The 13,208-nt window shown below is 72.8% G+C and carries 11 protein-coding genes; 5 read left to right on the top strand and 6 right to left on the bottom strand.

What is annotated here, in order from left to right:
- Positions 1 to 203 precede the first annotated feature (203 nt).
- On the top strand, positions 204 to 1,541 hold the full coding sequence (locus ACGFIE_RS02860) for a C39 family peptidase (protein ID WP_393290362.1): 1,338 nt from the start codon (positions 204 to 206) through the stop codon (positions 1,539 to 1,541).
- 118 nt (positions 1,542 to 1,659) lie between these two features.
- On the opposite strand, the gene ACGFIE_RS02865 is transcribed toward ACGFIE_RS02860, so the two are convergent.
- The 3 genes from ACGFIE_RS02865 to mqnE form a co-directional block, all read right to left on the bottom strand.
- Positions 1,660 to 1,932: a DUF4229 domain-containing protein gene (locus ACGFIE_RS02865; protein ID WP_363681347.1), complete on the bottom strand. Its 273-nt coding sequence runs from the start codon at positions 1,930 to 1,932 to the stop codon at positions 1,660 to 1,662.
- Positions 1,933 to 2,002: 70 nt separating this feature from the next.
- Entirely contained in the window at positions 2,003 to 2,440 is a 438-nt protein-coding gene (locus ACGFIE_RS02870; protein ID WP_363681345.1) for a hypothetical protein, read from the bottom strand.
- 23 nt (positions 2,441 to 2,463) lie between these two features.
- Positions 2,464 to 3,633: an aminofutalosine synthase MqnE gene (gene mqnE, locus ACGFIE_RS02875; protein ID WP_354853815.1), complete on the bottom strand. Its 1,170-nt coding sequence runs from the start codon at positions 3,631 to 3,633 to the stop codon at positions 2,464 to 2,466.
- A gap of 237 nt (positions 3,634 to 3,870) precedes the next feature.
- Between mqnE and ACGFIE_RS02880 the strand changes: the two genes are divergently transcribed.
- From ACGFIE_RS02880 to ACGFIE_RS02895, 4 genes are all read left to right on the top strand, one after another.
- On the top strand, positions 3,871 to 5,400 hold the full coding sequence (locus ACGFIE_RS02880) for a C40 family peptidase (RefSeq protein ID WP_393291261.1): 1,530 nt from the start codon (positions 3,871 to 3,873) through the stop codon (positions 5,398 to 5,400).
- 112 nt (positions 5,401 to 5,512) lie between these two features.
- Positions 5,513 to 7,474 (top strand): hypothetical protein, encoded by a 1,962-nt coding sequence (locus ACGFIE_RS02885; protein WP_393290364.1) that lies wholly within the window; start codon positions 5,513 to 5,515, stop codon positions 7,472 to 7,474.
- Between the two features lie 259 nt (positions 7,475 to 7,733).
- The gene (locus tag ACGFIE_RS02890; protein WP_393290366.1) at positions 7,734 to 9,707 is read left to right on the top strand and encodes a DEAD/DEAH box helicase; all 1,974 of its coding nucleotides are present in this window, start codon (positions 7,734 to 7,736) and stop codon (positions 9,705 to 9,707) included.
- Positions 9,708 to 9,814: 107 nt separating this feature from the next.
- Positions 9,815 to 10,435 carry a putative glycolipid-binding domain-containing protein gene (locus ACGFIE_RS02895; RefSeq protein ID WP_363681445.1) on the top strand — a complete coding sequence of 207 codons (621 nt, stop codon included), beginning with the start codon at positions 9,815 to 9,817 and terminating at the stop codon, positions 10,433 to 10,435.
- 98 nt (positions 10,436 to 10,533) lie between these two features.
- Here ACGFIE_RS02895 and ACGFIE_RS02900 read toward each other — a convergent pair whose 3' ends face one another.
- From ACGFIE_RS02900 to ACGFIE_RS02910, 3 genes are read right to left on the bottom strand one after another with little or no spacing between them, the layout of a single operon-like run.
- Positions 10,534 to 11,625: a PLP-dependent cysteine synthase family protein gene (locus tag ACGFIE_RS02900; protein WP_393290368.1), complete on the bottom strand. Its 1,092-nt coding sequence runs from the start codon at positions 11,623 to 11,625 to the stop codon at positions 10,534 to 10,536.
- A 32-nt stretch (positions 11,626 to 11,657) separates the two neighbouring features.
- On the bottom strand, positions 11,658 to 12,488 hold the full coding sequence (locus ACGFIE_RS02905) for an SDR family NAD(P)-dependent oxidoreductase (protein WP_393290371.1): 831 nt from the start codon (positions 12,486 to 12,488) through the stop codon (positions 11,658 to 11,660).
- A 44-nt stretch (positions 12,489 to 12,532) separates the two neighbouring features.
- Positions 12,533 to 12,991 (bottom strand): Lrp/AsnC family transcriptional regulator, encoded by a 459-nt coding sequence (locus tag ACGFIE_RS02910; protein ID WP_363681336.1) that lies wholly within the window; start codon positions 12,989 to 12,991, stop codon positions 12,533 to 12,535.
- Positions 12,992 to 13,208: the final 217 nt, after the last annotated feature.

Consider the following 13,208-nt stretch of genomic DNA (forward strand, 5'->3'; position numbering starts at 1 on the left):
GGGATGTCCCGCTCGGTGAAGCACACTTCACCATCAGTCACATGGTCATATCAATATTGCTCGCTGCCTTGGATGCCGTCCCGTCCATCCCAGGTGGACCATCGCGGCGGCAAAGATTTTCTACTGCTGAACATCTGGCGAAACTTCCCTCCAAGCGGAAAACTGACCAGCGACGATGCCCCTCTCGACACCGCGGAGCACCCATGGCCAGTCCCCGCCTGCACGCGGCCGCCCTCGCCGGCGTCAGCGCGCTCACCCTGCTCGCCACCGCAGCCCCCGCGACGGCGGCCCGGCCGCCCTCCCCCGCCCACGACGAGCAGATCACCTTCCAGGACTGGTCCGGCCCCGCCGACTGGCACCGGGGCAGCCAGGACGGCACCCGCGTCGTGCCCGGCGCGCGAGCGGGCGTCACCCTGGCCCGCCCGGCCGGCACCATCGAGTACGCCGACCCGCACACCGGCACCACCCGCACCTGGGAGTACGGCACCTGGACCTCGCCGGTGACCCGGATCGGCTTCGACGCGACCGAGCTGATCGCCTCCTGGAACGCCGAGACCCCCGCCGGCACCTGGATCCAGGTGGAGATGCAGGGCGGCTACACCAGCGGCGACCAGACCCCCTGGTACGTGCTGGGCCGCTGGGCGTCCGGCGACACCGACATCAAGCGGACCAGCGTCGACGAACAGGGCGACCCCTGGTCGACGATCTGGACGGACACGTTCAGCATCGACGACGCCGACGCCGGAGTGCTGCTGCGGTCGTACCAGCTGCGGCTGACCCTCTACCGGGCGCCCGGGCAGACCGCCGCGCCTGTCGTACGGATGCTCGGCGCGATGAGCTCCACAGTGCCGGACCGGTTCACCGTCCCGCCGAGCGCCGGGCACATCGCCTGGGGCGTCGAGCTGCCGGTGCCGCGCTACTCGCAGAACGTGCACGCCGGGCACTACCCCGAGTACGACGGCGGCGGCGAGGCGTGGTGCTCGCCCACCTCCACCGAGATGGTCGTCGAGTACTGGGGGCGCAAGCCGTCGGCGGCCGACACCTCCTGGGTGGACCCGACCTACCCCGATCCGACGGTGAACCACGCCGCCCGGATGACCTACGACTACGCGTACGACGGCGCCGGGAACTGGCCGTTCAACACCGCGTACGCGGCCAGCTTCCCCGGGCTGGAGGGGCGGGTGACCCGACTGCACTCGCTGGACGAGCTGGAGCGCTTCATCGCCGCCGGCATCCCCGTGGTCACCAGCCAGTCCTTCCTCGCCAGCGAGCTGGACGGGGCGAACTACGGCACCTCCGGGCACCTGTTCGTGGTGATCGGCTTCACCGCCGACGGCGACGTCATCGTCAACGACCCCGCGTCGTCGAGCAACGACGTCGTGCGCAACGTCTACAAGCGTGCGCAGTTCGAGCAGATCTGGCTGCGGACCAAGCGCACAAACGCCAGCGGCGGAGTCTCCGGCGGCTCGGGCGGCGTCGCGTACCTGATCAAGCCGACGTCAAAGCCCTGGCCCAAGGTCCCCGGCTCCACCAACTGGTAGCCCCCGCACCCCACCCACCCGGCCCACCGGCCCGGCCCCGGGGCCCACCCCGGCGCGGTGATCATGAAGTTATTGCCCGACTACTCGGCGTGTCGCGGCAATAACTTCATGATCAACTCTAGGAGTCGGTGGGCGGGGTGGGGGGTTGGTCTTCGCCGGCCAGGGCTGCGCGGAGACGTTCCTTCTCCGTGCGGCGGCGGTCGGCCGCGTCGGCCATCTCAGCGGCCATCTCGTCGCGCCAGCCGCGCAACAGGAAGAAGGAGAGCGCGGCGGAGAAGACCAGCGCCAGCATCAACTTCAGAAACACGTTCATGTCGACCAGCCAGAGGCCGGCCAACACGGCGACGAACAGCCCGACCCGGCCCAGCGTGTACTTGACCGCCGCGCTCACCTGCACCACTCCGCTCTCTGCTCGCCCGCCGGTGTCGGCGGAGGTCGACCCGCCCGGCGGGCGGTCGGGGTCAGCCGGTCCGGCGGGCCAGCCAACGGACGCCGGGGAACCAGACCATCGCGTACGCCACTGTGAACGCCGCCGCCCCCAACGCGCCGGACAGCAGCGCCGGGAACCCGGCACCCAACCCGGCGACCACCAGCCCCACGAGCAGCGCGACGGCAAGCGCGACGAGCGCCGCCACCACCCGGGCCGCACCGAAATCCCAGGCCCGGAAGTCGTCCCAGAACAGCCAGGCCGGCAGGATCACCGCCAGCCAACCGTTGGTGTGGCCGAAGTCGCCGGCGCCGAACGAGGCGAACGCCCACTCGAACAACACGAGCGCCAGCACGCCGATCACCAGGCCGGCCAGGCACACCCCGAGCAGGTCACCAAGGGTACGCACGCGTCCCTCGGCGTCCCGCCGGGGAAACCCGCCCTGCTGCTCGGATCCGCGCTGCTCGGTCATCGACTGCGAGGGTACGTGGTGCCTCAGGCCCAGACCTGCTGCGGCTCGGCGCGGCGCTCGGCCAGCGACGGCGCCTTGTCGTACTCCCGGACCACGTTGTAGCGGGTGTCCCGCTCGACCGGCTGGAACCCGGCATCCCAGATCAGGTGCAGCAGGTCGTCGCGGTGCATGGTGTTCGGGGTGCCGTACGAGTCGGCGTCGTGGGTGATCTTGTATTCGACCACCGAGCCGTCCAGGTCGTCCACGCCGAAGTTCAGCGAGAGCTGGGCCACCGAGAGACCGTGCATGACCCAGAAGTTCTTCAGGTGCGGCACGTTGTCGAAGAGCAGCCGGGACACGGCGAACGTCTTCAGCGACTCGGCCGGCGAGGCCATCGTGGTGCGCGCCTGGATCCGGTTACGGATCTTGCCGTCCGCCGAGTCGACGAAGTCGTGCTGGTAGCGCAGCGGGATGAAGACCGCGAAGCCACCGGTCTCGTCCTGCAACTCGCGCAGCCGGAGCACGTGGTCGACCCGGTGCCGGGGCTCCTCGATGTGGCCGTACAGCATGGTCGCCGGGGTCTTCATGCCCTTGCGGTGCGCGAGGGCATGGATCCGCGACCAGTCCTCCCAGTGGCAGGCGTGGTCGACGATGTGCTGCCGGACCTCCCAGTCGAAGATCTCCGCGCCACCGCCGGTCAGCGACTCCAGGCCGGCGTCCATCAGCTCGTCGAGGATCTCGTCGGCGCTCAGGCCACTGATCTTCTCGAACCACTGGACCTCGGTCGCCGTGAAGCACTTGAGCTTGACGTTCGGCAGCGCCGCCTTCAGCTCGCGCAGCACCTTCGGGTAGTAGCGCCACGGCAGCGTCGGGTGCAGGCCGTTGACGATGTGCAGCTCGGTGAGCTGCTCGTCCTCCATCTCCTTGGCCTTGCGAACCGCCTCGTCGATCCGCATCGTGTACGCGTCCTTCTCACCCGGCTTGCGCTGGAACGAGCAGTACGCACACGACGCCGAGCACACGTTTGTGAGGTTGAGGTGCCGGTTGACGTTGAACATCACGCGTTCGCCGTTGAGCTCGGTGCGCTTGTGGTGCGCCAGCCGCCCCAACCAGGTCAGGTCGTCGCTGTCGTAGAGGGCGATCCCGTCCTCGCGGCTCAGCCGCTCACCGGCGTACACCTTCGCTTCGAGCTCACGCTTGAGTCCGGCGTCCATGGCACGTCCCTTCCACCTGCGGTCCCTCCCGAGGGTACGTCGGCACTCGGGTGGCCCCGGCGGCACGGTCGGCGGCAGCGATCCAGTTCACCGGACTCTCAGCCTCCCGTAACCCGCCGATGCATCGACATCACTGCCATCGTGCGGTAAGACAAGGTGGGGCGGAACTCACACACTGGTAGCGTCCCGACGGCCGTGCCCACCGAGCGCGGCGCCGAGCACCGGACGGGGAGTGGAATGGTCGACAGCGGGCGCGGGCGACGGCAGCGACGACGGAGCCCGGTGATCTCGCCGGTGCTGCGACCGAAGCTCTGGGCCGCCCTGCTCGGCGCGATCGCCGCCGCCGTGCTGGCCACCCCCGCGTACGCCGAGCCCAGCGTGCCCACGACGGTGCCGGACACCGGCGCCCGCCCGCCGGCGATCGGCGCGCCGCAGGTGCCCGGCAGCCCGCCCGTCGTCGGCGTCCCCGCCCCGCCGGTGGCCAACATCGGCACCGGCCCGCTGGCCGCCCAGGTCGCCGCCGCCGAGAGCCAGGTCGGCCTGCTCGGCGACCAACTGCTGCTCATTCGACAGAAACGCACCGACGCGCAGGCGCAGCTCGCCGCCGCCGGCAAGGTGCTGGCGACCACGCAGGACACCCTGCTCCGCGCCCAGCAGGCAGCCGACGCGGCCGCCTCGGACGCGGTCAAGGCGGCTGCTGCCCTGCCACCCGGCGACTTCGCCGACGACATCCAGGGCCTGAGCCGGCTCCAGCGGATCAACCGCGGCCAGAAGGTCGAGGGCGCTACCACCGCCGTGGCCGGCGAGTTGTCCCGGGCCCGCGCCAGCGAGCAGGCCGCCTACCAGGCGCACACCACTGCCAAGGCCGCCGTCGACGCCGCCGAGGCCGAGTTCGCCACCGGCGAGAAGGCCCTGCGCACCGCCGAGGCCAGCCTGCTCAAACTGCGCAAGGACAACGCCGCGCAGCTGATCGAGATCGAGCGTCAGCAGGAGGCCAGCGAGCAGCAGCTGGGCGCGGGTTACGTCGCCGGCCAGAGCAGCAACGGGATGTCCGCGCACCCGCGGGCGCTGGCCGCCGTCCGGTACGCGCTCGCCCAGCGCGGCGACCCCTACAAGTGGTCCGAGGAGGGGCCGGACGCGTTCGACTGCTCGGGTCTGATGTGGGCGGCGTACCGATCCCCGGGGGCCGACTACTTCGACCTGCCTCGGGTCTCCCGCGACCAGTACGCCGCCACCCGGGCCCGCACCGTGCCGCAGAACGCACTGCTCCCCGGCGACCTGATGTTCTTCGCCTCCGGCAGCAGCTGGACCACGATCCACCACGTCGCCATGTACATCGGCAACGGCAAGATGGTGCAGGCGCCCACGACCGGCGACGTGGTCAAGGTCTCGGTGGTCAACTGGTCCCGGCTCTACGCCGCGACCCGGGTGATCGGCGCGGTGCCGACTCCGAACGTGCCCCCGCCCCCCACCACCAAGCCGACTCCCCCGCCGAAGCCGACGCCGACCACCAAGCCGACGCCCAAGCCGACCGGATCGGCCACCCCGAAGCCCACCGGCACCCCGACCCCGACTCCGACCCCGAAGCCGACCGGCGGCAGCACGCCGACCCCGACGGGCAGCCCGACCAACACGCCGACGACCCTGCCGACGCCGCCCACCACGGCACCGGCCAGTTCGTCGGCCTCCGTGCCCGCCGCGCCGTCCACCAGCAGGAGCGGAACGACAAGCGACAGCCCGACGAGCAGCTCGAGCACCGACCGCTGAGCCACCACACGGGCTCCGGCTGTCCGCCCGGGGCGATCTGTGGCACGGTGACAACCAGGCACACCCGGTCCGATGTCACGGGCCGGGTGCGAGCGTGGCGCGGAGGGCGGAGATGGCCGAGCAGAGAGATCCGGTGGAGAGTGTCGACCCCGTCGTCGACCGGGCCGACCCGCCGAGGCTGACCACCGCCGATCCGGCGACCGACACCGGCGCTGCCGGTGCCGGTGCCGTGCGGCGGCACAGCACCGCCACCGACGCCGGAGCCACCGACGCCGCGCCTTCCGGGGCCGCCGACGACCCGGCGCTGACGGAGGCTGGCAAGGTCGACGGCGAAGCCGCCGGTGTACGCGACGGGCAGATCGCAACGGAGGCCGCCGCGCTCGACGCGAAGGCCGCCGACGCGAAGGCCGCCGAAGTGGATGACGCCGCCGATTCGGCCGCCGCCGCTGCGGATGGCGTTCGCGCCGACGCGGACGACGCCGCCGATTCGGCCGCTGCCGACGCGGATGGCGTTCGCGCCGACGCGGATGGCGTTCGCGCCGACGCCGGCGACAACGTCGTCGCGCTCGCCTCGGGCGGGGACGTCGAGCAGCCGTCGGATGACCCCGGCCCCGGGCCGGCTGCCGCGGCTCCCGTGCGGGCCCGCGCGAGCGTCGCGACCGCCGGAGCACTGCCAGGTGATCTCCCGGCGAGCGCTCCGGCCAGCGCGACGACCTATCGGGCGGGCGGTTCGGCCAGTCCGGCCGGCGTCCCGTTGCCCGGACAGCGGGCCAGCTCGACCGCCCCGGCTCGGGCCAGCGCCACCGTGCCGGGCAGCAGCCGGGTCACGGCCGGCAGCGAGGGTACGCCGGACTCCCGGGCGAGCACGTCCGCCGTCTACCGGTCGGGGCCGGTGAGTTCCGAGGCGCCGGAGCCGGCGCAGCCCCCGGGACCGGCGCAGCCTCCCGTGCCGCCGACCCCGGAACCGACGCCTCCCGGGCCGGGTGAGCCGGAGCCCGCGCCGAGTCCGGGTCCGTACCCGCCCGGTCCGTCGCCGACGCCGGGCCCCTTCCCCACGCCGCCGCCCGACCCGGTACCGCCCGTGCCCGGTCCACCCGTACCGCCGCCCTCGCCGCTGCCACCCTTGCCGGGCCCGCCGACACCGCCCGTCCCCGGGCCTCCGATGCCGCCGCCCGGCCCGCCGGTGCCCGCACCACCGCCGTCGCCCGGTCCGATGCCGGCACCACCGTTTCCGCCGCCCCCGGCGACGATCGGCACGCAGGGCGTACGGGCCACCGCGTCGGTTTCCGCACCGCCGGCCGGCCCGGCCGGATGGTCCGCCTCGTCGCCGGTCGAGCGCGCCGACTTCGACCGGCAGGTCTCCGGCGCGTCCTCCGAATCGGGAGTACGGGCCACCGCGTCGGTATCGGCACCACCGGCAGCGGTGCCGGCCTGGTCCTCCGCCCCCGGAGCGGCACCGCGAACCGTCAGCGCCCCGCAGGCTGCCCCGTCCACGGCACAGCCGATGTCGGATGACGCATCGTCGGCCCCGCGCAGCGCATGGGCATCGGCTGGCGCGTCGTCGGCCCCGAGCAGCACCCGGACCGAGGCACCCGTCTCGGCCCCACCGGTGGTGCCCGCGCCCGCGCTGCCGAGCTGGCCACCGTCCACCGCCGGTACGCCGACCACCGCCGGTACGCCGACCAACGCAGGCGCCCCGGCGACCGGTGGTACGGGCTACCGGACGACCACGCCGTCGGGCGGCCCTGCTCGGCGGGACTCGCCCGCCGGCCCCCGCGCCGGGAGGCGCGACGGCGGCACCGAACTCGCGGGCACCGTCTACGGCAGCGGTGAGGGGCCGGGGTTCGCCACGATTGCCCTGCCGGCCAACGCGGCGGTGGAGAATTCCGGCTCGCTGACCGGGCACATCCTCGCCCAGGGCTGGTCGGACGCGCCGGCCGAACGGTCGCGAAACACCCGGGTGGTAATCGTTCTGATCGCCGCGTTGGGGCTGCTGGTGGCGATCAGTGTGCTGGTCGTCCTGCTCGCGAACGATGCCATGGACGGCCTGGTGGGCGGGGTGCTCAACAGCTGATCCGACGGCCGGGTGCCATCGCGGGTCCGTGAGTCCGCCCACTACCGTCGGTCAACCGGCTGGCGGCTTCGCCGAACCGCCGTACACTGGTCGAGATCACTGACCCGGTGCGCGTGGTGCGCGCCCATGGGCGATCTTGCGGGCGATCCGGCGGCACAGCCGCGGCAGGCCATCGCGAAGATGCGCCCCGCTCGAAAGGCATTTGTTGACCACCTCTGCTGACCCCAGCAACGTTCCGACCGTTTTCGATTCCGCCCCGGTGGCGATCGACGCCGCCCCGGAGACCCCCGCCGCCGCACCGGTGGTGACCGCTGCCAACCCGACGCTGGCCGAGACCGCTGATTCGGTCGACTTCGCGAGCCTCGGCCTGCCCGAGCCGCTGGTTCGGGCACTGGCGCAACAGGGCATCACCAGCCCGTTCGAGATCCAGCGGGCCACCGTTCCGGACGCGCTCGCCGGCCGGGACGTGCTGGGCCGCGGGCAGACCGGTTCGGGCAAGACGCTCGCCTTCGGTCTGCCGATGATCGCCCGGCTGGCCAACCGCAACCGGGCCCGGCCGATGCGTCCGCGCGCCCTGGTCCTGGTCCCCACCCGGGAGTTGGCCATGCAGGTCAACGACGCCCTGGTGCCGCTTGGCAAGTCCGTCGGTATCTTCCTGAAGACCGCCGTCGGCGGCGTTCCGTACGACCGCCAGATCGACGCGCTGCGCCGCGGCGTGGAGATCATCGTGGCGACCCCGGGCCGGCTCGGCGACCTGATCGAGCGGGGCATCTGCCAGCTCGACGACGTCGAGGTGACGGTGCTCGACGAGGCCGACCAGATGGCCGACATGGGCTTCCTGCCCGAGGTGACCGAACTGCTGGCGAAGACGCCGGCCAACGGTCAGCGGCTGCTCTTCTCGGCCACCCTCGACGGTGACGTCGACGCGCTGGTCAGGCGTTTCATGAACGACCCGGTGACCCATTCCACCGCGCCGTCCACCGCGTCGGTGTCCACCATGGATCACCACATGCTCCTGATCCCGCCGCACGAGAAGTTCCCGGTGGCCGCCTCGATCGCGGCTCGTGACGGGCGGACGATGGTCTTCGCGCGTACCCAACTGGGCGTCGACCGGCTGGTCGAGCAGCTCGCGGCGGTCGGCGTCCGGGCCGGTGGCCTGCACGGCGGCAAGACCCAGCGGATGCGGACCAAGACCCTGGCCGAGTTCCGTGAGGGCCGGATGAACGTCCTGGTCGCCACGGACGTGGCGGCCCGGGGCATCCACGTCGACGGTGTCACCCTGGTGCTGCACGTCGACCCCCCGAAGGACCCGAAGGACTACCTGCACCGCGCCGGCCGCACCGCCCGGGCCGGCGAGTCCGGCGCGGTCGCCACGCTGGTGCTGCCCAAGCAGCGCCGTACGACCCTCGCAATGCTGGAGAAGGCGGGCGTGGCACCGGCCGAGACCCGGGTTCGGGTCGGCGACCCGGTGCTGGGCGAGCTGATCGGCGCCCGTGAGCCCAGCGGCGTCCCGGTCCGCGTCGAGGCGGAGCCGCGCGGCTACGGCGACCGCTCCGGCGGCTCGCGTCGCTTCGACGACCGTTCCGGCGGTCCGCGTCGCTTCGGCGACCGGCCCACCGGCGAACGCCGCTACGGCGACCGGCCGCAGGGTGAGCGGCGCTACGGCGACCGGCCGACCAGCGACCGGCAGTACGGCGACCGGCCGACCGGCGAGCGCCGCCATGCCGATCGGGACAGCCGGGGTTACGGCGACCGACCCGGTGGCGACCGCCGCTTCGGCGACCGCCCGCAGTTCGGTGACCGGGATGGCCGGGGCGACCGGCCCACCGGCGAGCGGCGCTACGGCGACCGACCGCAGGGTGAGCGGCGCTACGGCGACCAGCCGGCCAGCGACCGGCAGTACGGCGACCGGCCCACCGGCGAGCGGCGCTTCGGCGACCGACCCACCGGCGACCGGCAGTACGGCGACCGTCCGCAGGGTGAGCGCCGCTTCGGCGACCGTCCGCAGGGCGACCGCCAGTACGGCGACCGACCCACCGGCGAGCGGCGCTACAGCGACCGCCCGCAGGCTGACCGGGGTGACCGGCCGGGCGGTGAGCGGCGTTTCGCCGACCGGGACACCCGGGGTGGTTACCGCTCCGAGGGCCGCGGTCGGGACGACAGGCCGCGTGACGACAGGCCGCGTGACGACAGGCGCGGTTTCGGCGGCCGGCCGACGGCGCGTACCCACTGACGCACTGATCCACCCGAACGCCGTCGCGGAGCGCATGCTTCGCGGCGGCGTTCGCGCATGCCCTGCCGATGTCGGTCCGGTCGCGTAACGTCCGGCTCATGGCGACCATGCCGAAGTCGATCTTCTGGTCCCGGACGGACACCGCCGGCAGTGAGCAGGCCCTGCTCACCGACGGCGACGGGCTCGCGGCGCGGGGCACCCTGCTCGCCGTCGACCCGATCCCGTTCACCGCCCGCTACCGGTTGACCACCGCGCCCGACTGGAGCGCCGCCCGGGTCGAGGTCGAGGCCGAGGGGTCCGGCTGGATGCGCCGGGTGACCCTGGAGCGGGCCGCGTCCCGGTGGCGGGTGACAACCGCCGAGCAGGGCAACCTGGACGCCGCGCTGACCGGGGCCGGGCATCCCCGGGCCGGCCTGCCGGGCACCGACGACCCGGATCGGCTGGCCGAGGCGCTCGACGTCGACCTGAGTGGTTCGCCGCTGTTCAACTCCGGCCCGGTGCGCCGGCTCGGGCTGACCAGCGGGCCGGCCGACATGCCGCACCGGATCACCGTCGCGTGGGTGCTGCTGCCCGGCCTGGAGGTGGTGCCGGCCGAGCAGATCTACAGCGGGCTCGGGCCGGGTCGGGTGCGGTTCGCCAGCGGCACCTTCACCGCCGACATCGACCTGGACGCCGACGGCTATGTGGTGCGCTACCCCGGCCTGGCGGAGCGCATCGACCCACGCTGACCGAGCCGATCCGACACGCCGCCGGGCCGGCAGCCGAAGCAGACCCGCATCGCAGGCCAGAGCCCTCGCCCAGGGACAGCCCGGCGGGAACGTGCTGCTCAGGCGGGCCAGGCGCCGGTGGTGAGGAAGCGCTCGATGGTGGCGGCATGGGGTGCCAGGTCGAGGCCCTGGGCGGCCACCCAGTCGTCGGAGTAGTACGTGTCGGCGTACCGGTCACCGGCGTCACAGATCAGACTGACCACCGAGCCGGTGCGGCCCTCGGCGAGCATTCCGGCGATCAGGCCGAACGCGCCCCACAGGTTGGTGCCGGTGGAGCCGCCCACGCGGCGGCCGAGCACCGCCGAGCCGGCGCGCATCGCGGCCAGCGAGGCGGCATCCGGCACCTGGACCATCCGGTCCACGACCGAGGGCAGGAAGGACGCCTCCACGGCGGGCCGACCGATCCCCTCGATGCGGGAGCCCTTGCCGGTGCGTACCGACCAGTCGGCGGCCAGCCAGGCTGGATAGAACGCGGAGTTGTCCGGGTCGACGACGCAGAGCTTGGTGGCCAGGCGGCGGTAGCGGGCGTACCGGCCGATGGTGGCGCTGGTGCCCCCGGTGCCGGCGCCCACGACTACCCACGCCGGGATGGGGTGCCGTTCCAACTCCAACTGCGCGTAGATCGACTCGGCGATGTTGTTGTTGCCCCGCCAGTCGGTGGCCCGTTCGGCGTACGTGAACTGGTCCATGAAGTGGCCGCCCGAGTCCTCGGCCAGCCAGCGGGCCTCGACCACGACGCTCGCCGGGTCGTCCACCAGGTGGCACCGCCCGCCCTGGAACTCGATCTGCGTGATCTTCTCGGGCGAGGTGGAGGCGGGCATCACGGCGATGAACGGCAGCCCGAGCATCCGGGCGAAGTACGCCTCGGAGACCGCCGTGGAGCCCGAGGACGCCTCGACGATCGTGGTCTGCGGCCCGATCCAGCCGTTGCAGAGGCCGTAGAGGAACAGCGAACGGGCCAGCCGGTGCTTCAGCGAGCCGGTCGGGTGTGACGACTCGTCCTTGAGGTAGAGGTCGATTCCCCAGGCCCGAGGCAGGGGGAACGGCAGCAGGTGGGTGTCGGCCGAGCGGTTCGCGTCCGCCTCGACGGCGGCGATCGCCTCGGTCACCCAGCTGCGGCTGGTCTCGTCGCACCGGTCGAGATGAGTCACGCTCGGAAACCTAGCAAGCAGGTCAGCGGTGGTCAGCGCCGGTCCGGTGGGCTGCCCCGACGGCGTTGTCGGCGTTGCCCGGCCCGGCCGGCGGCCTGAACGAGAGGGGTCAGTGCGACGGCGAGTCGGGGCAGGGCGTCCAGCAGCCGGACCTGGGCGCCCCGCCAGCGGGGCAGGCTGACCACCGGGCGGGGTCGGCGGGCCAACCGGGCCGCGCGGGCGGCCACCCGCTGCGGCGTCAGCATCGACCCGGTGAACGAGGCCAGCGCGCCCGGGTCGTCGAGCCGGTCGTGCAGCATCGGGGTCCAGATGCCGTCCGGGCAGAGGCAGGAGACGTGCACCCGCCGGTACCCGGCCATGCGCAGGTCGGACAGGGTGCCGAGGCTGAACGCGAGCAGCGCGTGCTTGCTGGCGGCGTACACCGTCTCGCCGGGTGCGGCGACGAGCCCGGCCAGCGAGACGATGTTCAGGACGTGGCCGTGGCCCTGGCCGCGCATGACCGCCAGCGCCGCCAGCGTGCCGTTCATGGCGCCGAGCGCGTTGACGTCGAGCACGCGGCGGCGGGTCGGCCCGTCGTGCTCCCAGGAGGGGCCGGTGACCAGGATGCCGGCGTTGTTGACCCAGAGGCCGAGGCCGCCTCGGGTCGCGGCGGTCGCCGCGATCTCGGCGCACGCGATCTCGTCGCGGACGTCCAGGGCGGCCGACCAGCCGCCGAACGGCACGGCGGCTGCCGCTGCCGCGTCCGGGTCGAGGTCGGTGAGCAACACCGACCAGCCGTCGGCGTGCAGCGCGGCGGCGACGGCGCGGCCCAGGCCGCCGGCGGCTCCGGTCACCACTGCCGCGCCGCGTCCCGGCGAGGTCATCGGCGCACGCTACCGCCGCCCGGCAGAGGACACCAGGGCCGGGGTCAGGCGGGCTGCGGGCCGACCGGCTGGGGGCGGTTCTCCCACTTGGTGGAGAGGGCGATGGCGGTGCGTGTGGAGGCGACCCCGGGGGTCCGGTTCAGCCGCACGATGAGCTGCTCCAGCTCGGCGATCGTGCCGACCCTGGCCTTGAGGAGGAACGACTCGACGCCGGCCATGAAGTAGCAGGACTCGATCTCGGGCAGCACCCGCAGCGACTCCAGCATGTCGTCCGAGTCGGCGCCGGAGTCCTCGACGATGCCGATGAGCGCGGTGACGCCCAGCCCGATCGCCTCGGGTTCCACGTCCGCGCGGTAGCCCCGGACCACGCCGCTGCTCTCCAGCTTGCCGACGCGTTCGTGCACGGCCGGGGCGGAGAGGCCCACCTGTCGGGCCAGCTCGGCGTACGAGAGGCGGGCGTTGCCCCGCAGCAGGTCGACGAGGCTCAGGTCGATGGCGTCCACGGAGAGTGACCTTAACGGGTTGGGCGTAACGCGATGCCTTCGGCATCCGTTGGTCAGAACAGTGAGTAACTGTTCATAAACTGACGGTCTAGGTAGGGGTTGCACCAGTACCATTTACTAACTTCCCAGTCAGTGCATTTTTCGCGTTTGGCGGACAGGCCAGGTCCCTGGTGCTGTAATTGCCATACGTCCCTCATGACGGCTCTGGGCTCGCACC

The sequence above is a fragment of the Micromonospora sp. NPDC049275 genome, from assembly GCF_043197115.1.
GTDB lineage: Bacteria > Actinomycetota > Actinomycetes > Mycobacteriales > Micromonosporaceae > Micromonospora.